21 protein-coding genes are annotated in these 22,703 nt (G+C 64.7%); 14 read left to right on the plus strand and 7 right to left on the minus strand.

Annotated features, from left to right (window positions below):
* Positions 1–3 precede the first annotated feature (3 nt).
* Entirely contained in the window at positions 4–1,815 is a 1,812-nt protein-coding gene (locus GRI68_RS01240) for an SLC13 family permease (RefSeq protein WP_160615332.1), read from the minus strand.
* 99 nt (positions 1,816–1,914) lie between these two features.
* On the opposite strand from GRI68_RS01240, the gene GRI68_RS01245 reads away from it, so the two are divergent.
* Together GRI68_RS01245 and GRI68_RS01250 are read left to right on the plus strand one after the other, a co-directional pair.
* A complete protein-coding gene (locus GRI68_RS01245; protein ID WP_160615333.1) occupies positions 1,915–2,931 on the plus strand; it encodes an NAD(P)H-dependent flavin oxidoreductase in 1,017 nt (338 codons plus the stop codon).
* 94 nt (positions 2,932–3,025) lie between these two features.
* Positions 3,026–3,679 carry a YceI family protein gene (locus GRI68_RS01250; protein WP_160615334.1) on the plus strand — a complete coding sequence of 218 codons (654 nt, stop codon included), beginning with the start codon at positions 3,026–3,028 and terminating at the stop codon, positions 3,677–3,679.
* Between the two features lie 63 nt (positions 3,680–3,742).
* Here GRI68_RS01250 and GRI68_RS13695 read toward each other — a convergent pair whose 3' ends face one another.
* The gene (locus tag GRI68_RS13695; RefSeq protein ID WP_234028677.1) at positions 3,743–4,429 is read right to left on the minus strand and encodes an NINE protein; all 687 of its coding nucleotides are present in this window, start codon (positions 4,427–4,429) and stop codon (positions 3,743–3,745) included.
* Between GRI68_RS13695 and GRI68_RS01260 the strand changes: the two genes are divergently transcribed.
* From GRI68_RS01260 to GRI68_RS01280, 5 genes are all read left to right on the plus strand, one after another.
* Positions 4,403–5,269 carry a dienelactone hydrolase family protein gene (locus GRI68_RS01260; RefSeq protein ID WP_160615335.1) on the plus strand — a complete coding sequence of 289 codons (867 nt, stop codon included), beginning with the start codon at positions 4,403–4,405 and terminating at the stop codon, positions 5,267–5,269. The two genes, GRI68_RS13695 and GRI68_RS01260, sit on opposite strands and share 27 nt — an antisense overlap.
* 241 nt (positions 5,270–5,510) lie before the next feature.
* The gene (locus GRI68_RS01265) at positions 5,511–6,503 is read left to right on the plus strand and encodes an SPFH domain-containing protein (protein WP_160615336.1); all 993 of its coding nucleotides are present in this window, start codon (positions 5,511–5,513) and stop codon (positions 6,501–6,503) included.
* Positions 6,504–6,514: 11 nt separating this feature from the next.
* Positions 6,515–6,997, plus strand: a complete 483-nt coding sequence (locus GRI68_RS01270; RefSeq protein WP_160615337.1) for an NfeD family protein — start codon at positions 6,515–6,517, stop codon at positions 6,995–6,997.
* 19 nt (positions 6,998–7,016) lie between these two features.
* On the plus strand, positions 7,017–7,445 hold the full coding sequence (gene msrB, locus GRI68_RS01275; protein WP_160615338.1) for a peptide-methionine (R)-S-oxide reductase MsrB: 429 nt from the start codon (positions 7,017–7,019) through the stop codon (positions 7,443–7,445).
* 93 nt (positions 7,446–7,538) lie between these two features.
* On the plus strand, positions 7,539–9,737 hold the full coding sequence (locus GRI68_RS01280; RefSeq protein WP_160615339.1) for a PBP1A family penicillin-binding protein: 2,199 nt from the start codon (positions 7,539–7,541) through the stop codon (positions 9,735–9,737).
* Positions 9,738–9,834: 97 nt separating this feature from the next.
* On the opposite strand, the gene GRI68_RS01285 is transcribed toward GRI68_RS01280, so the two are convergent.
* The 3 genes from GRI68_RS01285 to hflK form a co-directional block, all read right to left on the minus strand.
* Positions 9,835–11,358, minus strand: coding sequence for a Do family serine endopeptidase (locus GRI68_RS01285; protein WP_199799685.1), 1,524 nt, complete (start codon positions 11,356–11,358; stop codon positions 9,835–9,837).
* A gap of 108 nt (positions 11,359–11,466) precedes the next feature.
* Positions 11,467–12,306 (minus strand): protease modulator HflC, encoded by an 840-nt coding sequence (hflC, locus tag GRI68_RS01290; protein WP_160615340.1) that lies wholly within the window; start codon positions 12,304–12,306, stop codon positions 11,467–11,469.
* 1 nt (position 12,307) lies between these two features.
* A complete protein-coding gene (hflK, locus tag GRI68_RS01295; RefSeq protein WP_234028678.1) occupies positions 12,308–13,483 on the minus strand; it encodes a protease modulator HflK in 1,176 nt (391 codons plus the stop codon).
* A 72-nt stretch (positions 13,484–13,555) separates the two neighbouring features.
* Here hflK and GRI68_RS01300 point away from each other — a divergent pair, with 72 nt between their 5' ends.
* The 4 genes from GRI68_RS01300 to GRI68_RS01315 are packed head-to-tail and all read left to right on the plus strand — an operon-like array spanning position 13,556 to position 19,316.
* On the plus strand, positions 13,556–14,518 hold the full coding sequence (locus GRI68_RS01300) for an Mrp/NBP35 family ATP-binding protein (protein WP_407643356.1): 963 nt from the start codon (positions 13,556–13,558) through the stop codon (positions 14,516–14,518).
* Entirely contained in the window at positions 14,500–16,836 is a 2,337-nt protein-coding gene (locus GRI68_RS01305; protein WP_325063735.1) for a xanthine dehydrogenase family protein molybdopterin-binding subunit, read from the plus strand. Before GRI68_RS01300 ends, GRI68_RS01305 begins: the two co-directional genes overlap by 19 nt.
* Positions 16,833–17,858 (plus strand): ferrochelatase, encoded by a 1,026-nt coding sequence (hemH, locus tag GRI68_RS01310; RefSeq protein WP_160615341.1) that lies wholly within the window; start codon positions 16,833–16,835, stop codon positions 17,856–17,858. Before GRI68_RS01305 ends, hemH begins: the two co-directional genes overlap by 4 nt.
* Positions 17,859–17,912: 54 nt before the next feature.
* Positions 17,913–19,316, plus strand: a complete 1,404-nt coding sequence (locus tag GRI68_RS01315) for a cytochrome P450 (protein WP_160615342.1) — start codon at positions 17,913–17,915, stop codon at positions 19,314–19,316.
* A gap of 36 nt (positions 19,317–19,352) precedes the next feature.
* On the opposite strand, the gene GRI68_RS01320 is transcribed toward GRI68_RS01315, so the two are convergent.
* Both GRI68_RS01320 and msrA read right to left on the minus strand, forming a co-directional pair.
* Positions 19,353–19,511, minus strand: coding sequence for a DUF1674 domain-containing protein (locus GRI68_RS01320; protein WP_160617785.1), 159 nt, complete (start codon positions 19,509–19,511; stop codon positions 19,353–19,355).
* Complete coding sequence (gene msrA / locus GRI68_RS01325) at positions 19,505–20,041, minus strand: peptide-methionine (S)-S-oxide reductase MsrA (protein ID WP_160615343.1); 537 nt, start codon at positions 20,039–20,041, stop codon at positions 19,505–19,507. The genes GRI68_RS01320 and msrA overlap by 7 nt, the downstream gene beginning before the upstream one ends.
* Before the next feature lie 115 nt (positions 20,042–20,156).
* On the opposite strand from msrA, the gene GRI68_RS01330 reads away from it, so the two are divergent.
* The 3 genes from GRI68_RS01330 to aguB all read left to right on the plus strand — a co-directional run bounded on the left by GRI68_RS01330 (position 20,157) and on the right by aguB (position 22,684).
* Positions 20,157–20,969, plus strand: a complete 813-nt coding sequence (locus GRI68_RS01330) for a class I SAM-dependent methyltransferase (protein ID WP_160615344.1) — start codon at positions 20,157–20,159, stop codon at positions 20,967–20,969.
* Positions 20,970–21,067: 98 nt separating this feature from the next.
* Positions 21,068–21,811 carry an SIMPL domain-containing protein gene (locus GRI68_RS01335; protein ID WP_325063736.1) on the plus strand — a complete coding sequence of 248 codons (744 nt, stop codon included), beginning with the start codon at positions 21,068–21,070 and terminating at the stop codon, positions 21,809–21,811.
* Between the two features lie 9 nt (positions 21,812–21,820).
* The gene (aguB, locus tag GRI68_RS01340) at positions 21,821–22,684 is read left to right on the plus strand and encodes an N-carbamoylputrescine amidase (RefSeq protein WP_160615346.1); all 864 of its coding nucleotides are present in this window, start codon (positions 21,821–21,823) and stop codon (positions 22,682–22,684) included.
* The last annotated feature ends 19 nt before the right edge of the window (positions 22,685–22,703 follow it).

The following is a 22,703-nucleotide window of genomic DNA, read 5'->3' on the forward strand; positions in this document are numbered from 1 at the left end:
GCGTCAGCCGAAATAGAGGTCGATCGCGATGCAGGAAGCAACGCCGACCACCACGTTCATGCCCACGCCGATCTTGAGAAAGTCGGAAAAGCGGTAATTCGCGGCGCCATAGGCGAGCGTGTTGGTCTGGTACCCGATCGGGGTCGCGAAGCTCGCACTGGCGCCGAACATCACCGCCACCACCATTTCGCGCGGATCGGCCCCGGTCGCCTGGGCGAGGGCGATGGCGATCGGCGTGAGGATCACCGCCACGGCGTTGTTGGTCACGGTTTCGGTCAGCACGCTGGTGAGCGCATACATCGCCAGCAACATCAGCAGGGGCGATGCGGTGGCGAAAAACGGCTGGGCGGCACCGACGATCAATTCGACCGTGCCGGCGTTCTCCAGTCCCTGGCCGAAGGCGAGCATGCCGAAGATCAGGACGAGGGTGTTGCCGTCGATCGCCGACCATGCCTCTTCGGGTTCGAGGCATTTCGTCAGCAGTACGAAGCCTGCGCCCAGCAGGGCTAGGGCCTGGATCGGCATGTCGAACAAGGCCGCCAGCACGACCACACCCGCGAGCGTCCCGATCGCGATCGGGGCACGGCCACGGCGGAACGCACGCGTGGGCGCTTCGCTGACTGTCCCCAGCATGACGTTGCTCTGCATCGCCTGCGCGGCATCGCTGCCGGCCGCGACCAGCAGCCGGTCGCCCGCGCGCACGCGCACCTCGGCCAGTTCCGGGCCGGCAACGTGACGCGGCCGCGAGAGGCCCAGCACGCGGACCTTCAGCTTCGACAGCATCGGGATGTCGGCCAACCGCCGGCCAATGATCGGATGCGAGGAGGAGACGATCGCTTCCACCAGCGCGAGGTCCTGCGGGCGCTCGTCTCCGGCCGTGGCGACGCCGCCGCCCACGCCGGTGAGGCCGGTGCGGAAATCGAAGGCTTCGGCCAGCGAAGCGAGCTCCGACGGGCTAGCGGACACCACCAGCTGGTCGCCTTCGCTCAGGACATGACCGGCCAGTTCGTTGCGCATGATGTCGCCGCCCCGCTTGATGCCGAGGATCCTCAGGCCCGGACGGCGGAAGAGCTTCGTTTCGCCCAGCGAATATCCCACCAGCGGACTCTCGGGCTCGAGCACAAGGTGCGATAGATAGACGTCGCTTTCGGTCGTCTCATCGAGCGAGCGCGGTGCACGATCGGGCAGCAGCTTCGGGCCCAGGATCACGAGGTAGAGCGAACCCGCCGCGGCTGCGATCAGGCCCACGCTGGTGATCTCGAACATGCCGAACGGCGCCAGTCCCTGTTCGCGCGCGACCCCGTCCACCAGCAGGTTCGTCGACGTACCGATGAGCGTAAGCGTGCCGCCGAGAATAGAGATGTAGGACAAGGGAATGAGCAGCCGGGTCGCAGCGACGCCGACCGCCTTGGATAGCCGCTTCACGATCGGGATCATGACCAGCACGACCGGCGTATTGTTCATGAAGGCCGAGGCGAGCATGGTCCCGCCGCCGATTTCGGCGATGGCGAGGCGCGGCTTGCGCTTGGTCCGCCGGATGATGATGCCCGACACTTCCTCCAGCGTTCCGGTGCGCAGCAATGCACCCGACAGAACGAACATGGCGGCGATGGTGATCGGCGCGGAATTCGAGAACACGCCGAGCAGCTCGTCGGTCGACAGGAAGCCGAACAGCAGCATCGTCAGGCCACCGGCTGCCGCGAGCACCACCGGCGGGAGGCGCTCGAGCATGAACGCGACGAACAGGATGATGAGGAGTGCAAACCCGATCTCGGGAGAGAAGGCACTCAGCGAATCGGGCAGAATGCTCGGCATGGGTTTGGCGATGCACCGGAAACCGCAATTGAGGAAGATGCTTTCGCAACTTGGCCAGCGGTGCTTGCCGCCTCGTGTCCGGAGCACTAAGCGCCTCCCATGACAGACTTTCCCAAGACGCTGCGCCTGATGGAGCGCGGCCGCGATTTTCTCGGCTCCGACTATGCGATCCTGTGCGGCGCGATGAGCTGGGTTTCGGAGCGCAATCTCGTTTCGGCGATCAGCAATGCGGGTGGCTTCGGAGTGATCGCCTGCGGGGCGATGACGCCCGAACTGCTCGATGCCGAGATCACGGCGACCAAGGCGATGACCGACAAGCCGTTCGGCGTGAACCTCATCACCATGCACCCCCAATTGTTCGATCTGATCGCGGTGTGCGAGAAGCATGCGGTCGGTCACGTGGTGCTGGCGGGCGGAATCCCGCCCAAGGGCAGCGTCGAGGCGATCAAGGGCGGGAAGAACCCGGCCAAGGTCATCGTGTTCGCGCCCACGCTGGCGCTCGCGAAAAAGCTGCTGCGCAGCGGCGGCGATGCGCTGGTGATCGAAGGGATGGAAGCGGGCGGCCATATCGGCCCGGTATCGACCAGCGTGCTGGCGCAGGAATTCCTGCCCGAACTGTCCGAGGATCACCTCGTGTTCGTCGCCGGTGGTATCGGTCGCGGGCAGGCGATCGCGGGCTATCTGGAGATGGGCGCGGTGGGCGTGCAGCTCGGCACGCGCTTCGCCTGCGCCAAGGAATCGATCGCGCACGAGAATTTCAAGAAGGCCTTCTTCCGCGCCAATGCGCGCGATGCGGTGGCCAGCGTGCAGGTCGATGCGCGGCTGCCGGTGATCCCGGTTCGCGCGCTGAAGAACAAGGGCACCGAGGAATTCACCGCCAAGCAGCGCGACGTCGCCGGCACGCTCGACCGCGAAGAGATCGAAATGGCCGAAGCCCAGCTCCAGATCGAACATTACTGGGCCGGCGCGCTGCGCCGCGCGGTGATCGATGGCGACGTCGAGAACGGTTCGCTGATGGCCGGGCAATCGGTTGGCATGCTCAAGGAAGAAGAGCCGGTCGCGGATATCATGCAGAAGCTGATGGCGCAGAGCGAAGAGGCGCTGACCCGTCGCTAACCCGGCGCTGAGCGTCACTCGGGGGCGATAGCTCGGAACCGTTCGCTTCGGCAGACGATGTAAAGATACCGTTCCCGCAACAGGAGAGATATCCATGCGCCTCACCGCCACCATCGCCGCTGCCAGCATTGCGCTTGCCGCCTGCGCCGCTTCCGCTCCAATGCAACAGGCCGCCAATCCGGCCATTCCCGGCGCGCTAGATGTGTCGCGCGTCACCGCCGGCACGTACCAGACCGATCCCTCGCACTCGCTGATCGGCTGGCGGGTCAACCATTTCGGCTTCAACGACTATTTCGGCATGTTCGGCGATGCCGAGGGCACGCTGATGATCGATCCGGCCAATCCCTCGGCCGCGAAGGTCGATGTCAGCGTGCCGATAAAGAGCCTTTCGGTAGTGAGCGACGGGTTGCGCGATCACCTGCTGCGCCCCGGCAAGGATGGCGGTGATCCCGATTTCTTCGGCCCCGAACCGGGCATCGCGCGCTTCCAGTCGACCGCGGTGAACGTCGGTGCCGATGGCACCAGCGCCGCGATCGACGGTACGCTCCGCATGAATGGCGTGACCCGCCCGATCACCATCGATGCGCGCTTCACCGGCGCGGGCAGCAATCCGATGAGCAAGGTCGCGACGATCGGTTTCGAAGGCACGACCACGATCAAGCGGTCCGATTTCGGCGTGGACTACGCGCTTCCGCTGGTGAGCGACGAGGTCGAACTCGACATCACAGTCGCGTTCGAGAAGCGCTAAAAGCGCAGCGGAGCACCGCGCTTCGCTCGCAAGAAAACTGGCAGAATACGGCTGGCGGTAGCGTCAGCCGTATTTTTCCCAGAACCGTTCTTCGCTCATGGTCAGGTAGACGATGCCTTCGATGAAAGCGATGATCATCGGAATGAAGGTCCAGCAGAACAGCAGGTACAAAATACCCTGGCCAACCCGGTCGAGGTAGAATTTGTGTGCGCCAAAGCCGCCGAGGAACCAGGCGAGCAGGAAAGCCACGATCTTGCTTTTTGACCGGCTGGTCGGACCGGGCCTGCCATAGCCCGCCGGCGCAGGGTTCCGATAGACGTTGCCATGCATGCCGCGCTGGGCATCCTGCGACATGCGGATGCCCACATCCAGCACTTCGCCGCAATGGCGGCATTTCTTCGCCTTGGCCGAGATATCCTCATCGCAGATCGGGCAGTTGATGCGTCCGCCCTCCTGCGAGCGCAATTCCCGGCCTTCGGACGCGCCGAACTCGTCGGATTCGAGCGCGCCCTTGAGCCGGCTGGTGCGGCTCATATCTCGAATTTCATCAGCGCGTGACGTCATGTTCTGTCCCTCGGATGTCCTCATCCGCGGTTTTCCCGAAAATGCTGGCGGTTTCAATCGCAGAATCTGAAGCGTGCCGACGAATGCATCTTTGGGCGGAGCCTTATTGCCCCTGCCGCGTTGGTGCGCAGACACCAATCGATACGGGGAGCGGATATCATGTGCGATGAACAGCAATTGGCTCAATGGGCGCGCAGTGCACTGTCGCGGCGCGGTTTTGCCAAGGTGGCCGGTGCCGGTGCCGGGGCGGCGGCGCTGGGCGGATGCGCAACCATGGGCGGCGGCGGATTGACCGAAGGCATGGTCTCGGTGCCGACCGCAGCGGGCTCGATGGACGCTTTCTTCGTCCGCCCGAGCAAGGGGCCGAGCCCCGCTGTGCTGTTCTGGCCCGACATCGCCGGTATCCGCGAAGCCAAGCGCCAGATGGCGCGGCGGCTGGCGGGTGAGGGCTTTGCGGTGCTGGTTGCCAATCCCTATTACCGCGACGTTTCGGCAGACCAGTTTGCCAGCTTTGCCGATTTCGCCGCCAATGGGGGCTTCCAGAAAGTCGGCCCGTGGCGGGACAAGCTCGATGCCGAGGCGATCATGGCCGACGCACGCTCGGCAATCGCTTGGCTCGACCGGCAGGACGGCGTCGACGCTTCGCGCGGCGTCGGCACGCAGGGCTATTGCATGGGCGGACCGTTCGCGATCTGGACTGCCGCTGCCCTGCCTTCGCGAGTGAAAGCGGCCGCCAGCTTCCATGGCGGCGGGCTCGTCAAGCAGGGCGACCCGATGAGTCCGCACAACACTTTCAAGGACGCACAGGCGAGCTATCTGATCGCGATCGCCCGCAACGATGCGGAAAAGGAACCCGAGCAGGAGCGGATCCTCAACAACGCCGCGGAAGCCGCCGGTCGCCCGGCGGAGATCGACGTCTATGCCGGCGACCATGGCTGGACCGTGCCCGACAGCCCGGCCTACGATCGCGAAGCCGCCGAACGCGCCTATGCCAATCTGACGGAGCTCTACGCGAGCGAATTGTAGGTTTTTCCTACATCGCCGCGATCGGATAAAAGGGCTGGATGCGACCTTGTCCATGCTACTCCCGTGCCTTGAGCGAAAGGTTACACTTCCGCCGGCGTTCCGGCACACAAGACCCTGTTTGTGCAGGATATTCGGCGGACGCGAAGTTTTGCAAAACCCCCCGGTCGGTGGTCCACGTTCCGCTTTCGCTTGCTCGCAATCCGGCGGCTGCTAACATCCCCGCAACAGTTGGGAGGATGTGATGGAATTCGTGCTCGGTCTGGTGATGGTGCTTGTCGCCGCTTTCCTGTTCATGGGCGTGCGCGTCGTGAAACAGGGCTATGTCTATACGATCGAACGGCTGGGCAAATACACGCTCGCGGCCGAGCCGGGGCTGCACATCATCGTGCCGTTCATCGATCGTGTCGGCCACAAGATCAACATGATGGAACAGGTGCTCGACATTCCCGGGCAGGAGATCATCACCAAGGACAACGCGATGGTCGGCGTCGATGCGGTGGTGTTCTTCCAGGTGCTCGATGCGGGCAAGGCGGCATACGAAGTCTCCGGCCTGCACAATGCAATCCTCGCGCTCACGACCACCAATCTGCGCACGGTGATGGGCTCGATGGATCTCGACGAGACGCTGTCCAAGCGCGACGATATCAATGCCCGGCTGCTCTCGGTGGTCGACCACGCGACCTCGCCCTGGGGAATCAAGATCACCCGTGTCGAGATCAAGGATATCCGCCCGCCCGTCGATATCTCGGAAGCGATGGCCCGCCAGATGAAGGCCGAACGTCTGAAGCGCGCCGAAATCCTCGAAGCCGAAGGCGACAAGAGCTCGGCGATCCTGCGCGCCGAAGGTTCGAAGCAGAGCGCGATCCTCCAGGCCGAGGGTAAGCGCGAATCCGCCTTCCGCAACGCCGAAGCGCGCGAGCGCGAAGCCGAGGCCGAAGCTGCCGCGACCCGCGCCGTGTCGGAGGCGATCGCCGAAAGCGGGGTGCAGGCGATCAACTACTTCGTTGCACAGGAATACACCAAGGCGATCGGCAAGTTCGCCGACAGCCCCAATGCCAAGACGATCCTGTTCCCGGTCGAGGCGACCAATTTGATCGGCACGCTGGGCGGGATCGGCGAACTGGCCAAGGAAGCGCTGGGCAAGGACGGCGATGTGACCACGCCGCTGCCTCCCGCCAATCCCTCGACGCCTTCCCGCGCGCGCACCACCGTGCCGCATAGCCGCAAGGCCTGAGGGGCGCGCGGATGTTCGACGGGATCGAACCGCACTGGATCTGGCTGATCATTGGCCTCGTGCTTGTCACCGCGGAAATGGTGGTGCCGGGCGTCTACCTGATCTGGCTCGGCATGGCGGCGCTGATCACTGCGGGTCTGGCCTTTGCCCTCCCGGTCGACATCGCGGTGCAGGTCCTGACCTTCGGGATGCTCTCGATTGCCGGGGCCTATGCCGCGCGCAACTGGCTGCGCGACAATCCCATCGTCGGGGCCGATCCGATGATGAACCGCCGCGGCCAACGCCTAGTCGGCGAAGTGGTGACGGTGACCCACGCGATCGAGGACGGCTCGGGCCGGGTTCACCAGGGCGACAGCGACTGGATTGCGCGCGGCCCCGATGCGCCGGTCGGCGCGCGGATGCGGATTACCGGGTGTGAAGGGTCGGCGCTGCTGGTCGAACCGCTCGCGCCGAGCACGCCTGAAAACGGAACACCCGCTTTGCCCGACGGTTGATCGGGCAAGGAGATTGCACATGACCGACAGGATCGAAAAGAGCGATGCCAACTGGCGCGAAGAGCTGACGCCCGAGCAATATCGCGTGCTGCGCGAGAAGGGCACCGAACGCGCCTTCACCGGCAAGTATGACGGCTTCAAGGGCGATGGCGAGTATCTCTGCGCCGCCTGCGGGCAGCCGCTGTTCGACAGCGACGAGAAGTACAATTCGGGTTCGGGCTGGCCGAGCTTCACCGCCCCCAAGGATGGCGACGCGGTAGAGGAACACCACGACATCTCGCACGGGATGACCCGCACCGAAGTCGTCTGTTCGCGCTGCGCGGGGCATCTTGGCCATGTCTTCCCCGATGGGCCGGGGGCCGACGGCAATCGCTATTGCATCAACTCGGCAGCGCTCGAGTTTGCGCCGCGAGACGACGATTCCGACTCCAAGACCGGGGAGGAGTGAGCGCGGGCATATTCATGCCCCGTTCGAAATCGGCTAGGCAGGGTTCGTGTGGGCGCCTGAGTGGCGCATTTACGAGGATGCCGACCAACACCGATGCCGACTGAATCGCGCAAACGCCGCCGCAAAAGCGCCCGTCCCAGCCGAAGAGCGCCCGCCGCTGTCACTGGCTGGAAGCTCTGGTTGAAACGGCTCTTCCTGTGGGGCGCGGGGATTGCGATCCTCTGCGCGCTGGTGCTCGGCATTGCGGTGGCGGTCACCATGAAGGGGCTGCCGAGCTACAATCAGCTGCGCCAGAGCCAGAACGGCCAGACGATCGTGGTCCGCGCGCGCGACGGCTCGCAACTCGTCTCGCTCGGCCCGAGCTATGGCGAGTGGATTCCCTACGACCACATCCCGCAGGTGATGAAGGACGCGATGGTCTCGGTCGAAGACCGCCGGTTCGACATGCACCCGGGGATCGATCCGATTGGCTTGACGCGAGCGGCCTGGGTTTCGGTGACCACGGGCACGGGCATGCGGGCGACATCGACGATCACCCAGCAGCTGGCGCGCAACATCTTCCTCAATTCCAGCCGCACGCTCGACCGCAAGGCGCGCGAAGGGGTGCTGGCGATGGCGCTCGAGGCGAAGTTTTCGAAGGAACAGATCCTCGAACTCTATCTCAACAAGGTCTATTTCGGCGGCGGCGCTTACGGCATCGACAGTGCGAGCCGGCGGTTCTTCGGCCATAGCGCCGAGACGCTCAGCCTCGAGGAAGCGGCGATCATTGCCGGACTGGTGAAGGCCCCCTCGCGCTATTCGCCGACCGCCGATGCCGATGCAGCGGTCCGCCGCGCCGGGATCGTGCTCAGGACCATGGCCGCCAACGGTTATATCACCGAAGGCCAGGCCGGCGCGGTCGATATCGATACGGTCGATATCAAGGAAGACGCGGGCGGCAATGCGGTGCGCTATTTCACCGACTGGGTGCTGCCGCAGCTCGATGTCCTGATCCCCGTCACCTACGAACCGATCGAGGTCTGGACCACGCTCGATCCGGCGCTGCAGGAGACTGCGAGCAAGGCGCTCAACGCGCATGCGCCCGACGGCGCGCAGGGGGCGCTCGTCAGCATGGATCGCGACGGCGCGATCCTCGCCATGGTGGGCGGCAAGGATTACGTCGACAGCAATTACAACCGCGCCACCCAGGCGTTGCGCCAGCCCGGCTCGGCGTGGAAGCTGTTCGTCTACCTCGCCGCGCTCGAAGCCGGCTATACCCCTGATGACCGGGTGGTCGACGAGAAGATCACCATCGACGGCTGGACCCCGCGCAATTCGAACGGCAGCTATTCGGGCGAGATGGATGTCCGCGCCGCCTTCGCCTACTCGAAAAACACCGTCGCGGCCAAGCTCGGCTACGAAGTCGGCTTCAGCACGGTGGCCAACATGGCGCGCCGCTTCGGAATTTCGACGCCGATCAATACCTTGCCAGCCATGGTTCTCGGCACATCGGAAGTCCGCGTACTCGACATGACGCGTGCCTTTGCCGGGATTTCGGCGAGGGGCCGATCGGTTGAGCCCTATGGCATCGTCAGGGTGCGAAGCTCGAGCGGGGAGACGCTGTACGAGCATCGCCCCGCGCGCCAGCAGCAGCTCGTGCCCGATTACGTCGCCGCCGGAATCACCGACCTGCTCCAGACCACGGTCAATATAGGCTCGGGCCGTGCCGCCAATATCGGGCGTCCGGTGGCCGGCAAGACCGGGACGACGTCGTCGAACAAGGATGGCTGGTTCGTCGGTTTCTCGAGCGGGGTGACGACCGGCGTATGGATGGGCCGCGACGATGCCAAGGCGGTGCGCGGTCTCGCCGGCGGTGCGGCACCCGCGCGTGCCTTCGCCGAATTCATGCGCCAAGCGGTGGCCAAGCGCCCGGTCGAACAATTCGACACCGACCTGAGTCTGCCCGAATGGCAGCTCGAGCCCGACGAGGAGGATCCTTATGGCGATCCGGGCGACTATTACTATGTCGACGAGAACGGCAACATCATCGATCCAAACGAGGTCGATGACTTCTTCAATCGCGGGGAGCGTCGTCCCGAAGGCATCGAAACGCCCGAAGGTGGCCGCGAAAGCCCGCCGCCTGCGGTCGATCCCGATTTTCTCGACCGGGCGATCAACGGACCACGGCCGACTGCCCCGCAGCAACGGGAGACGCCGCCCCGCGATGCGCCGCCGCCCAAGCAGCGACCGGCTCCTTCGCCCGAACCCAGCCCGCGCACGACCTCGCGTCCGGTGACCCAGCCGATCGACTGACGCGGCCTGTCGCGGGCCGCTTCGTCACACAGCTCATACGAAAACGGGACACCGCGCCGATGCGCAATGCCCCGTTCGAGTGCTGGTTTGGTCAGGCTTAGCGCAACTTGACCGGCACGAAGCGCGGCCGCTGGCCGGGGCGCTGGACTTCGAGCAGGATCGAGCTGCGATTGCCGTCCTTGAATTCTTCGATGATCGCTTCGAGTTCCTCGACCGTGTTCACCTTGCGCTGGTCGGCGGCGAGGATTACGTCGCGACGACGCAGGCCGATCTGGCCGGCATTCGAACGCGGATCGACCACGCTGATGACCAGGCCGCTCGTATCGCGCGGGAGGCCGAGTTGGCGGGCGATCTGCCCGGTCATCGGGAGCACCGAGACGCCGAGCGAATCTTCGATCAGGCCGGCACCCTGGCGCTGGGGCGCGCGATTCAGCGCGTCCTCGTCGTCCTCCTCTTCCTGGCCGAAGCCCTGCGCGGCGAGCTGTTCCTCGGTCGGGCGCTTGCCGACCGTGGCGGTAATTTTCTCGTTCTCGCCGCGACGGATCAACTCGATCGGGATACTCGACCCGGGCTTGATGTTGGCGACGATAAAGCTAAGCGTCTGTTCGGGGGTGACCTCCTTGCCGTCGATCTTCACGATCACGTCGCCGGCCTGGATGCCGGCATCGGCTGCAGCGCCGCCGGGTTCCACCGCCTGGACGAATTCGCCGCGTCCTGCACGGATCCCGAGCGAATCAGCCAGCTCGTCGGTCACCGGAGATATCTGGACACCCAGATAGCCGCGCTCGATCGCCTTACCTTCGCGCAGACGCTCGACGATTGGTGCCGCAATGTCGGCGGGAATCGCAAAACCGATCCCGACATTCCCGCCCGAGGGCGAGAGGATCGCGTTGTTGATCCCGATTACATTGCCTTGCAGATCGAACATCGGGCCGCCCGAATTGCCGCGATTGATTGCAGCATCGGTCTGCAGATAGCGGTCGTAGGCGCCGCCCGAACCGGTGTTGCGATAGACGGCCGAGATGATGCCGGACGTCACGGTCGAGCCGAGGCCAAAGGGATTGCCGATCGCGATCACCCAGTCGCCGACGCGCGTCGTTGTCGAATCGCCGAATTTGACGAACGGAAACGCTTCCGATCGTTCGATCTTCAGCACGGCGAGATCCGATGCGGCGTCACGGCCGACCAGTTCGGCTTCGTATTCTGTGCCGTCCACCATGCTGACGGTGATCGAGGTCAGGTCGGCATTGCCGCGCGGGGCCACCACATGGTTGTTGGTGACGATGTAACCATCCGCCGAAACCAGGAAGCCCGAACCCAGCGAACTGCCTTCCCTGGTCGTCTCGTCGCCGCGATTTCCGAACAGGTCTGCCAGCGGGCTGCCGGCGAAGGGATTGTTGGGTACGCGCACACGCTGCGTGGTCGAAATGTTGACCACGGCGGGCTGCAGTTGCTCGGTCAGGTCGGCGAAGCTGCCGGGGGCTCCGGCGCGCGGGGCCATCCGCGACATTGCCGAATCCTCGTTCTGCGCGACCTGGGCTCCTGCGGGATAGCCGGTGGCCAGCGTCAAGGTGGCGCCTCCCAGCAGCAGGGCGGTGGTCACTCCATAGGCATAGCGCATTGGGTGCATTTCCTCTTTGTCATCGGGTCTCTACGACCACAAATGTAAGCGTTTTTCGCCTTAATCCCTTTTGAACGACAGCGCCCCTCTCATGTCGTCCGTCGAACTCTAACGTCGTCCGCGGAATTGACGCAGATATTCGTTGTCAGGCGACAGGATGATCGACGACTCGGCTCCGTTCCCGTTTTCCTTCGCGAAGGTCGCATCGTAGCTCTGCATCGCGCGGTAGAAATCGTAGAAGGAGGCGTCTTTGCCAAAGGCTTCGGCATAGATCCGCGCACTTTCGGCATCCGCTTCGGCGCGGATGATCCGCGCATCGCGAGACCCCTGCGCACGGATCGTGCGTGCTTCGCGTTCGCGATCGGTTTCCATCCGCTGGAAGGCGGATTCGAGCGGAGCGCCCTGCGGCAGATCGGTGCGCTTGATCTGCACGTCGATCACTTCGGCGCCGTATTGGCGGGCCTGACGATCGAGATTGGCACGGACATTGGCGAGCGCGGCACCGCGTTCTGCGGTCAGCATCGCCTGGAAGGTGCGACGGCCGAGTTCCTGGCGCAGCACCGAATTGAGGATCGGCTCGAGCGCGGCGCGGACGCCGTCGGTCGATCCCGCACGTTCGACCATGCGAACCGGGTCGACGATCCGGAATCGCGCATAGGCGTTGACGAGCAGGCGCTGCTGGTCGTTCGAAAGCACTTCCTCGTCGTTCATTTCGAGGTCGAGCAGGCGCTTTTCGACCCGTCGGACCTGATCGATGATCGGCACGCGGAAATAGAGCCCGGCATTGGTGTCGCCGGTGGTCGTGTTGACCGTGCCGACCGGTTCACCGGCGCGCAGGACGACGGCCTGTTCCTCTTCGGGCACCACGAAGGCGCTGAGGAAGAACAGGACGACGGCGATCGCGAGCCCGATGACGAGGCCGCGGCGACTGGCGAAGAAACTGCCCATCTTACTGGCCTCCCTTGGTCGGTGCGGTGACCGTGGCGGACGATCCCTGCGATGGCGCCTGTTGTGCGCGCTTACGAATCTCCGGCAACGGGAGATAGGTCGTTACATTCCCCGGCTCGACGATGGTCTTGTCGGTCTGGCGCAACACGCGCTCCATGGTTTCGTAATAGAGACGCTGTCGGGTCACTTCGGGCGCCAGGCGATACTGTTCGTAGACCTTGTTGAAGGCTTCGGCCTCACCTTCGGCCTGGGCGAGAACCTGCTGCGCGTAACCGCGCGCCTGGTTGCGTGCCGCATCGGCGTTCTGTTCGGCCACCGAAACGTCGCGGAAGGCATCGACCACCTCGCCCGGCGGGTCGGCCTTGTCGATTTCTACGCCGAGGATGTTGATGCCTGCGGCGTAGCCGTCGAGCACCCGCTGCATGCGTTCGCGCACGGCAAGTTCGATTTCGGCGCGGCCCTGGCCCGAGAAGGTCTCGTCGAGCGTTTTTTCGGCCACCGAGGCGCGCATTGCGGCTTCGGCCACTTCGCTGACGGTTTCGATCGGCTCGACCAGCTCGAACTTGAAGTTCTCGAGATTCTGGATGTTCCAACGCACGACATAGCTGAGGTCGACGAGATTCTGGTCACCGGTCAGGATCAGCTTGGCCTGCTGGTCGCTGGTGGGGATGTCGATCGCGCGTACCCCGTCCACATTGACGATGTCGACCGTTTCGATCGGCCACGGAGCCGAGATGTTGAAGCCCGGCTCGAGTGTGCGGGTGTAATTGCCTAGCGTCTTGACCACGCCCTGTTCCTCGGCATCGACGACATGGAACATCGTCGCGCCAAGGCCGAGAGCCACGATCGCGACGACCGCTACCGGGAACCAGCTCTTGCCGCCGGGGCGCTGCGGCATGCGGAAATTTCCGCCGCCACCACCGCCGCCACGTCCACGACCGCGCGCGAAGATGTTTTCGACATTGCCATTGCCGCTGCTTCCGCTTTCGGGCGGAAGCCACGGATTGCGCGGCCCCGAAGAGCCGGGTGGGGGCGTGGGATCGGGCCGCGGGCCGGACCCGTCGCCAGAGTCATTGCCGTTGCCGGCCTTGCCTCCACGACCTGCGCCCCACGGGCTATTGCGCTTGCCAGCCATCCACAGGCCGCCGTTCTTTACCAACCGGGTGAATCCGTTCATGCGGCGGATATAGTCAGGCCCGCTGCCGAAAAACAGGGGGAGAACCGCAAATTTTCGAACGAGGTTCGACGCATAGCCGTGAATGAAGAGTTATTGGAGCGATTGCCCGAAGACCTGCGCGCCCGCGTCCAGTCGGCGCGGCTGACGCAGGCGCGCGCAATCGTGGTGATGGATGCCGGCGGGCTTGATGCCGCAGCGCGCGAGGCGCTGGAAAGTGCCGTAAAATCAGCGCTGGCCGGTGCCGAAGGCGTGGACGAGGTGCATGTCGCGCTGACGGCGGACAAGCAACGCCGTCGGATGATCGCGATCGGATCGGGCAAGGGTGGGGTCGGCAAATCGACGCTTGCCGCCAATCTCGCGGTTGCGATGGCGCGTCGGGGGCGCAAGGTCGGGCTGGTCGACGCCGATATCTACGGCCCCTCGCAGCAACGCCTGCTGAAGACCGAAGGCCAGAAGCCGACCGCGAGCAAAGAGCAATTGCGCCCGCTGCAGACCGAGAGCGGGGTCGCGCTGCTGTCGATGGGCAATCTCGTCGAACAGGATCGCGCAATCGCCTGGCGCGGGCCGATGGCGTCGGGCGCGCTTGGCCAGCTGGTCGATGCTGACTGGGGCGAAACCGAATTGCTGATCGTCGATCTGCCTCCGGGTACCGGGGATGTGCAGCTGACGATGATCCAGAAGCACAAGCCCGATGGCGCGGTGATCGTCTCCACCCCGCAGGATCTGGCGCTGATGGATGCAACCCGCGCAATGAACCTGTTCAACGCCGCCGACGTCCCGATCGTGGGGTTCGTCGAGAACATGGCGGGCTATATTTGCCCGCATTGCGGCGAGATGTCCGATCCTTTCGGCAGCGGCGGTGCCGAAGCGGTGGCGAACCAGATCGACGTGCCATTCCTCGGGCGCATCCCGCTCGATATCGCGATCCGGCTGGCGAGCGATGCGGGTGAACCGATTGCCAGCGGCGACGACGTTCGCGGACGCGCCTTCGATGCGATCGCCGGAAGGCTGGAAGCGTGGCTGGCGGCGGGCTGAAAACTCCCGATATCCCGGTCTCGCGCCGCCAATTGCTGGTCGGCGGCGGGATAGGGGCCGGGCTGCTGCTGGCCTGGTGGGCATGGCCGCGCGACCATGCCGCACCGCTCGATCCGGCCAAGGGTGAGACCGGGTTCGGTGCGTGGTTGCGGATTGCCGAGGACGGGATGGTGACGGTCGCGGTCCCGCAGCTCGAGATGGGGCAGGGGGTTACGACGCTTCTGCCGCAGATCGCCGCAGTCGAGTTGGGTGCGGACTGGCGGATGGTCGCAGTCGAACCGGCACCGACGAGCGCGGCCTATGCGAATTTCCCGCTGGCGGCGCGCTGGGTCCCGATGTGGCGCCCGGCGATCGAGGCCATGGCCGACGAGGAGAGCGATGTGGCGCTGCGCAAGTGGGCTCGCGACGAGCGCTTCGATGCAACGGCGGACGGCACGTCGCTGGCGGCCTACGAGACACCGCTACGCGAAGCCGCCGCGAGCGCCCGCGCGATGCTTTGCATGGCCGCCGCCGAGCGCTGGGAGATCGACTGGCAGCAGTGCCGGACCGAGAACGGCACCGTCCGCCACGAGGACAAGGCGGTCGGCTTCGGCGAACTCGCGGCCGAAGCGGCGCAGTTCGACCCGCCCAAGGTTCCGCCGCTGCTTCCGGCCTCGAGTGGCGAGGCGGGCGAAGCGCTCGAACCCGAAACCGTGCCGGCTTTCCCGCGGCTCGATGCCCCGTCCAAAGCCACGGGCAGCTACGTGTTCGCCGGCGACGTTCGGTTCGTGCCCGATAGTGATGCCGATCGCATGGTTTTCGCCGCGATCCGGCATGGCCCGGTCGGCGATGCTGAATTGACGCGCTTCGATCCAGCGCCTGCGCGCAAACTGCCCGGCTATCTCGGTCTGGTGAAGGCCAAACGCTGGCTCGCCGCATACGGCACGAACTGGTGGGCGGCGGAGCAGGCCCTGCGCCGGATCGCGCCGGGTTTCGATACTGCCGATCCGGTCGACAGCCCGCGCATGGTCGAAGCACTCGATGCCGGGTTGCGGCGCGGCGACGCGCACGAGATCATGGCGTGGGGAGAGGGCGAGGAAGCGCTGCCCGATCGCCCAACGCTCGCCTTGCGCTACGATATCGCGCCCGCGCCGCATGCCACCCTCGAAACCGCCAGCGCGACCGCGCGGCTGCGCGACGGGCGGTGCGAGATCTGGGCCGCGAGCCAGGCACCCGAACAGATGCGCCAGGCAGTCGCCGCGCAGCTCGGGCTTAGCGTCGAGGACGTGATCCATTACCCGGTCGGCGCAGGCAGCAGTTTCGATCGGCGGCTCGATCACGATCATGCGGTCGAAGCGGCGGTGATCGCGCGTGAGGTCGGTCGTCCCGTCCAGCTTACATGGTCGCGCTGGCAGGAAAGCCTTGCCGGTTGGCCGCGCGCGCCGATGGCCGCCGTGCTCGCCGCCGAAATCGATGCCGACGGACGCATTCTCGCGTGGAAGACCCGGATCGCGATGCCCGCCACCAATCGCGAACAGGGGCGCCGACTGTTCGAAGGGGCGACGCCATGGGCGGCGATCGACGCGTCCGAAGGCGAGGTCGATACGCTGGCCATGGAAGGGGCGGTGCCGCCCTATGCGGCGCAGAACCTGGTGGTGCAGCACGTGCCGGTGCGGATTGGCCTGCCGACCGCTCGACAGCGCGGCAATGCCCCGGCCTACACCTGTTTCCTGACCGAGACCTTCGTGGACGAACTGGCGCGCAAGGCCGGGCGCGAGCCACTCGGGTACCGTATCCAGCTGCTTGAAGGGCGAATCAGGCTGATCGAATGCCTGACGCGGGTGACGCGCGGCGCGGTCTGGGGCGGGGGGCTCCCGGCCAGCGGCGAGGGGCTGGCTTGCCTGCAAATGGGGCAGGGCGAGAGCGGAGAAGAGGGCCCGCGCAGTGGCCATATCGCCTGTGTCGCCCGCGTGCGTCAGGGCGAAGGCGGACTGCGCGCGACCGAACTCCATTTCACCTGCGATATCGGCCGTATTCCCAATGCCGAGCTCGCGCGGCAGCAGATCGAGGGCGGGGCAATCTTCGCGCTGGGTCTCGCGCTCGGCGCGCCTCTGGATTACGAGAACGGCCTGCCCGATCTCGGCACGCTTTCGGCGATGCGTTTGCCCGGCATGGCGGCAACGCCCGAGATCATGATCGAATTCGTCGAGAGTGAAGCGGAACCGTTCGATCCGGGCGAGATTTCCGTAGGCGTCACCCTTCCGGCGATCGCCAATGCCCTGTTCGCCGCCACCGGCACGCGGCTTCGCACGCTCCCTCTTTTTTCAGGTGTCACATGACCAGACCTCCGCACGCGCCAGACGATCATCCCTCCGTGGCCCATGGCAGGGTCGCGGTGTTGCTGAGCAATCTCGGCACGCCCGATGCGCCCGATGCGAAATCGGTGAAGCGCTATCTCGGGCAGTTCCTGTCCGATCGTCGGGTGGTGGAAATCCCGCCCATCGCGTGGCAGCCGATCCTGCGCGGCATCATCCTCAATACACGTCCGAAAAAGAGCGCCGAGGCCTATGCCAAGGTGTGGGGCGAGGACGGCTCGCCGCTGGCCGCGATCACCGCCGAACAGACCCGGCTGCTGCAACAGCGGCTGGGCGAGGGCGTGCGGGTCGAATATGCCATGCGCTATGGCAATCCCGATTTGGGAGAGGCCGTGGCGCGGCTGAAGGAAGACGGTTTCGACCGCATCCTGCTCGCGCCACTTTATCCGCAATATTGCTCCGCCACCACCGCAACTGCCGTCGATGCCGCCAATGCCGCACTTGCCGCGATGCGCTGGCAGCCGAGCCTGCGCACCCTGCCGCCCTATTACGACGATCCGCTCTATATCGCGGCGCTGGCCGACGATCTCGAGCGACAGATTGCCGCCCTGTCGTTCGCGCCCGAAATGCTGTTGCTGAGCTTTCACGGCATGCCGCAGCGCACGCTGGAACTGGGCGACCCCTATCACTGCCATTGCCGCAAGACCGCGCGCCTTCTGTGGGACGAACTCGGTCCGCGCTTGAAGGGGATGGAGATGCGGGTGGCATTCCAGTCGCGCTTCGGACGGGCCAAGTGGCTCGAGCCCGCGACCGACGCGACACTGGAACGGGTGGCCAAGGCCGGTACGCGCCGCCTCGCAATCGCCGCGCCCGGCTTTTCCGCCGATTGCCTCGAAACGCGCGAAGAGCTGGCGATGCAGGGACGCGAGCAATTCATGGAAGCCGGTGGAGAGCAATTCGCCGCGCTCGACTGTCTCAATGCGTCGCCCTCTGGCATGGATATGCTCGAAGCGCTGGTGCGCCGCGAACTTTCGGGCTGGCTTTAACCGGGCGGTTAATTTACACCACTACTTACACAGGGGTAAGTAAGGGAAGAGGCCATGGCTACGCTTGCAGAGCACCAACCCGCCGCCGTTCGCCCGACGCACTGGTCGAAGGGCAATCCGTCGCTGTCGGATCTCTCGCACATTCCGGGCGAAGACGGTCCGCCAATCATCGGCAATACCTTCAGGATGCTGGCCGATCCGCATGCCTATACGCGCGGGATGGTCGAGAAGTACGGACGGGTCTATCGCAACCGTGCCTTCGGAGGGCGGGTCGTCGCGCTGATCGGGGCGGAAGCCAACGAGCTGGTGCTGTTCGATCGCAAGAAAATCTTTTCCAGCGAGCAGGGCTGGGGCCCGATCCTCGACAAGCTGTTCCCGCGCGGGTTGATGCTGATGGATTTCGACCATCACCGGGTCGATCGCCGGGCGCTCTCGATCGCGTTCAAGCCGGGGCCGATGCGGCACTATACCGGTGCGCTCAATCGCGGAATCGGCGAGCGGGTCGAACAATGGAGCGGCGAGCGGGTCGAATTCTACCCTGCGATCAAGCAGCTGACGCTCGATCTCGCGGCCGACAGTTTCATCGGTATTCCTTGGGGCCCCGAATCGGAGCAGATCAACACCGCCTTCGTCGACATGGTACAGGCCTCGGTCGCGCCGGTGCGTAGCCCGCTGCCGTTCACTCAGATGCGCCGCGGCGTGAAGGGACGCGAATTCCTGGTCGATTTCTTCACCACGGAGACCGCCAAGCGCCGCGCCGAAGGCGGTGGGCAGGACATGTTCAGCCAGTTCGCCAACGCCACGCGCGACGATGGAGAATTGCTGCCGGTCGACGAGGTCGTCGATCATATGAATTTCCTGATGATGGCCGCACACGACACCATCACGTCCTCGGCCACGACGTTGATCTGGCAGCTGGCCAAGAATCCCGGCTGGCAGGAAACGCTGCGCGACGAGATTATCTCGGTCACCGGTGGCCCCGATGGCGATGGCCGTGCGCGCGACGTCAAATACGATGAGCTGGCCAAGCTCGACATGGTCGAGATGGCGTTCAAGGAAGCGCTGCGGATCGTGCCGCCCGTACCGTCGATCCCGCGACGCGCGTTGGAGAGCTTCGAGTTCGGCGGCTACGAGATCCCGGCTGGAACCGCCGTCGGCGTCAATCCGCATTTCGTCCATCACGACGAAGAGCATTGGGACGATCCGGCAGCCTTCGATCCGCTGCGGTTCATGCCTGACAAGGTAAAGGCGCGGCACAAATATGCGTGGGTGCCGTTCGGCGGCGGCGCACATATGTGCCTCGGCCTGCACTTCGCCTATATGCAGGTGAAAGTGCTGATGACCCACATTCTCCAGCGCTACCGGATCGAGCTGGTCGAGGGTGCAGGCGAGGATTGGCAAGCTTGGCCGATTCCCAAACCGCGCGACGGCCTGCCGGTGACGTTCAAGCCGCTCTAATGGCGAGGGGCCCCGTGCGGGGCCCCTGAGCCTAGATCAGAAGTCGATCGCGATGCCGTCTTTCACCCAGTCGCCATAGCGCGTCGGGCTGAGATCTTCGTCGACCTCGCCCTTCTTCGGTTCCGGTGCGGGCTTATCGGTCCAGTAGGCCGGTTTCTCGAACTTGCCCTGGCGTTTGGTGGCGCGTTTCACGATTTCACCTTGGCCTGAAAGCTCTTGCGCAGCTTCATCAGCTTGGGCGGAATGGTCGCGAGGCAATAGGGATTGCGTTGCCCTTCGCCTTCCCAATACTCCTGGTGATAGTCCTCGGCCGGATACCAGGTCGAGGCTTCCTCGATCGTGGTGACCGCGGTCCCGTCATTGCTCTCGTTCCAGCGCGCGATCGCGGCTTCGGCTTCTTCACGCTGCGCATCGTCGAGCGGGAAGATCGCCGAGCGATACTGCGTACCGACGTCGTTGCCCTGGCGGTTAAGCTGGGTCGGGTCGTGTGTGCCCAGGAACACGTCGAGGATCTCGGCATGGGAAATCGTATCGGGGTCGAATGCGAGTTTCACCGCTTCGGCATGTCCGGTGTCGCCCGAACAGACCTGTTTGTAGGTCGGGTTTTCGACGTCGCCGCCGATATAGCCGCTTCCGACTTTCTCTACCCCGACGACATCGTTGAACACCGCCTCGGTGCACCAGAAACATCCACCCGCCACGATCGCGGTCTGCAATTCGGCCATTTGCCTATCTCCTTGTTGCCACGGAGATAGGTAGCGCCTCCCGCTTTGTCATCGCCTGCCAATGCGCTAGGGCTTTGGGGAACACGAAAACCAATCGATTTCAGGGGAGATTTCCATGCGTACACTGATTGCCGGCCTTGCCGCCGCCACCATGCTCGCGACCGCCGCACCGGCGCACGATCCCGTTCGCACGATGGAGGCGGCCGCAGCTGCCCTCGCAATGGACAACCGCGCCGAAGATCGGGCGCGCGACCAATACCGCCACCCGGCCGAAACGCTCGATTTCTTCCATGTCGCACCCGGCATGACGGTGATCGACTACATGCCGGCCAGCGGCTGGTACACGCGCGTGCTAGTGCCGTTTCTCGGGGCTGACGGGCAGTATATCGGCGTCAATCCCGATCCGGCGATCTCGCCCAATGCGGGCTTCCGCGATTACGCCGGAAAGCTGGGAGCGCGTTTCGAGGAGCAGGCCCAGAGCTGGTCGCTCGAGGGTGCGCCATGGGAAGTCTATTATTCGAATGAATTCACCGATGCGATGAAGGGCACGGTCGATCGCGCGCTGATCTTCCGCGAGATGCACAATCTCCATCGCAACGGCGTGCTGCAGACCGAACTGGCGCGGCTGCGCGATGTGTTGAAGGATGATGGCATGCTCGGCATCGTCCAGCACCGCGCGCCCGCCTGGCACTCGGGCGACATGACCGACGGCAGCCGTGGCTACATGCGTCAGAAGGACGTGATCGGCCTGGTCGAGGCCAATGGTTTCGAACTGGTGGCCACCAGCGAGATCAATGCCAATCCGCGAGACCCTGCCACTTGGGAACGCGGCGTGTGGGAAATGCCGCCGGTCTGGGGCACCAAGAACGAACAGACGCGTGATTTGGGCGAAAGTGACCGCATGACGCTGCTGTTTCGCAAGCGATAAGACGTATGATTGACATGTTCGGTTCATGAAATGAGGCGATAATGAGGCAGATCGGACGCGCCGCCATCGGAGGCGGTGCGTCATCTGGGAGATTTGCCGTGTCCAAACGAACCGCCCTAATTTTCGCCGCCCCGCTCGCGCTCGCCGCCTGCGGAGACCAGGTTTACGACCCGCGTGGGGTCGATCACAAGGAAACGCTGCTGTCGGTAAGCGCCACCGGCGAAGCCGAAACCACCCCCGACGAAGCGCGCTTCCAGGCCGGGGTCCAGAAGATCGCCTCGAGCGCGAAAGCCGCGAGCGAAGCGGTTGCCGAGGATATCGACAAGATCGTAGCGGCCCTTGAAAAGAACGGCATCGCCGAAAAGGACATCCAGACCCGCAATGTCGGCGTCCAGCGGATCGATTACGGGCCGCAGCGCGGGAAATTCCAGGCCAGCAACGTCGTCTCCGTCACCGTGCGCGATGTCGACAAGACCGGTGCGGTCGTCGCCGCAGTCACCGATGTCGGCGCCAACATCGTCAGCGGGCCCGATTTCCGTATGAGCGACGCCGAAACCGCCGCCAATTCGGCCTACGGCAATGCGTACAAGGCGGCCCTCGCCCGGGCCGAAGCCTACGCCGATGCTGCGGGGATGAAGGTCAACCGCGTCCTGACGATCCGGGACGCCGGCGGCTCGCAGGGCGGGCGCTACCTGCCCGGTGCCATGCCGCCACCGCCCGTCCGCACGGCGGCGATCGCCGAGCAAGCATCGCAGGATGCGGGCTACAACGGCCGGATCATGGCCGGGCAGACCCAGAGCACCGTGTCGGTGCAGGTGGACTTCGCGCTCGTCCCGAAATAAGCGGCTCGCATGACCGAGATCACCGTCGCCGCGCTGCAACTCGACCTCTCGCGAGAGGATGAGGAGGACAATATCGCAGCCGTTGCGGCGCTGGTCGAACAGGCGGCGGGCGAGGGCGCGCAGATCGTGCTTCCGCCCGAGCTGTTTTCCGGCCCCTATTTCTGCCGCGAGGAGGACGAGGCGCTGTTCGCGCTGGCGCGCCCGACCGCCGAGCATCCCTCGGTGATCGCGATGCAAAGGCTCGCCAAATCGCTCGGCGTCGCGATCCCGACCAGCTTTTTCGAGCGCGACGGGCATCACTATTACAACACGCTCGCCATGATCGGTGCCGATGGCGAGGTCATGGGCACCTATCGCAAGAGCCACATCCCCGATGGTCCGGGTTACGAGGAAAAGTTCTATTTTCGCCCCGGCAATGACGGGTTCAAGGTTTGGGACCTGTTCGGCGTGCGGATCGGCGTCGGTATCTGCTGGGATCAATGGTATCCCGAGGCCGCGCGGGTCATGGCGCTCAAGGGCGCCGAATTGCTGTTCTATCCCACGGCGATCGGGTCCGAACCTTATGACGCGGATCTCGACACAAGCCGCATGTGGCGCCGTGCGATGATCGGCCATGCCGTGTCGAACTGCATGCCGGTGATCGCCGCCAACCGGATCGGTCATGAAGGTCCTTCCGACGTGCCGCAGCGCTTTTACGGCCACAGCTTCATCTGCGACGAATGGGGCGATTACCTCGCCGAATGCGATGCCGAGGATGTCGGCATTCTGATCGCCACGATCGATACCGCACGTGCGGCGAAGCACCGCGCGGGCATGGGCTTCTTCCGCGATCGCCGTCCGCAGCTCTATTCGCGCATCTGCGAGGATATCTGAGCAGCACCTATCTCGTCGC

Origin of the sequence: Alteriqipengyuania halimionae, from assembly GCF_009827575.1 — a bacterium.
Classification (GTDB): Bacteria; Pseudomonadota; Alphaproteobacteria; order Sphingomonadales; family Sphingomonadaceae; genus Alteriqipengyuania_A; species Alteriqipengyuania_A halimionae.

Excerpts from the sequence above, each read along its gene's own strand:
- GRI68_RS01240 (WP_160615332.1), bottom strand. The coding sequence starts at position 1,815 with ATGCCGAGCATTCTGCCCGATTCGCTGAGTGCCTTCTCTCCCGAGATC.
- GRI68_RS01245 (WP_160615333.1), top strand. The coding sequence starts at position 1,915 with ATGACAGACTTTCCCAAGACGCTGCGCCTGATGGAGCGCGGCCGCGAT.
- GRI68_RS01250 (WP_160615334.1), top strand. The coding sequence starts at position 3,026 with ATGCGCCTCACCGCCACCATCGCCGCTGCCAGCATTGCGCTTGCCGCC.
- GRI68_RS01260 (WP_160615335.1), top strand. The coding sequence starts at position 4,403 with ATGTGCGATGAACAGCAATTGGCTCAATGGGCGCGCAGTGCACTGTCG.
- GRI68_RS01265 (WP_160615336.1), top strand. The coding sequence starts at position 5,511 with ATGGAATTCGTGCTCGGTCTGGTGATGGTGCTTGTCGCCGCTTTCCTG.
- GRI68_RS01270 (WP_160615337.1), top strand. The coding sequence starts at position 6,515 with ATGTTCGACGGGATCGAACCGCACTGGATCTGGCTGATCATTGGCCTC.
- msrB (WP_160615338.1), top strand. The coding sequence starts at position 7,017 with ATGACCGACAGGATCGAAAAGAGCGATGCCAACTGGCGCGAAGAGCTG.
- GRI68_RS01280 (WP_160615339.1), top strand. The coding sequence starts at position 7,539 with ATGCCGACTGAATCGCGCAAACGCCGCCGCAAAAGCGCCCGTCCCAGC.
- GRI68_RS01285 (WP_199799685.1), bottom strand. The coding sequence starts at position 11,358 with ATGCGCTATGCCTATGGAGTGACCACCGCCCTGCTGCTGGGAGGCGCC.
- hflC (WP_160615340.1), bottom strand. The coding sequence starts at position 12,306 with ATGGGCAGTTTCTTCGCCAGTCGCCGCGGCCTCGTCATCGGGCTCGCG.
- hflK (WP_234028678.1), bottom strand. The coding sequence starts at position 13,483 with ATGAACGGATTCACCCGGTTGGTAAAGAACGGCGGCCTGTGGATGGCT.
- hemH (WP_160615341.1), top strand. The coding sequence starts at position 16,833 with ATGACCAGACCTCCGCACGCGCCAGACGATCATCCCTCCGTGGCCCAT.
- GRI68_RS01315 (WP_160615342.1), top strand. The coding sequence starts at position 17,913 with ATGGCTACGCTTGCAGAGCACCAACCCGCCGCCGTTCGCCCGACGCAC.
- msrA (WP_160615343.1), bottom strand. The coding sequence starts at position 20,041 with ATGGCCGAATTGCAGACCGCGATCGTGGCGGGTGGATGTTTCTGGTGC.
- GRI68_RS01330 (WP_160615344.1), top strand. The coding sequence starts at position 20,157 with ATGCGTACACTGATTGCCGGCCTTGCCGCCGCCACCATGCTCGCGACC.
- aguB (WP_160615346.1), top strand. The coding sequence starts at position 21,821 with ATGACCGAGATCACCGTCGCCGCGCTGCAACTCGACCTCTCGCGAGAG.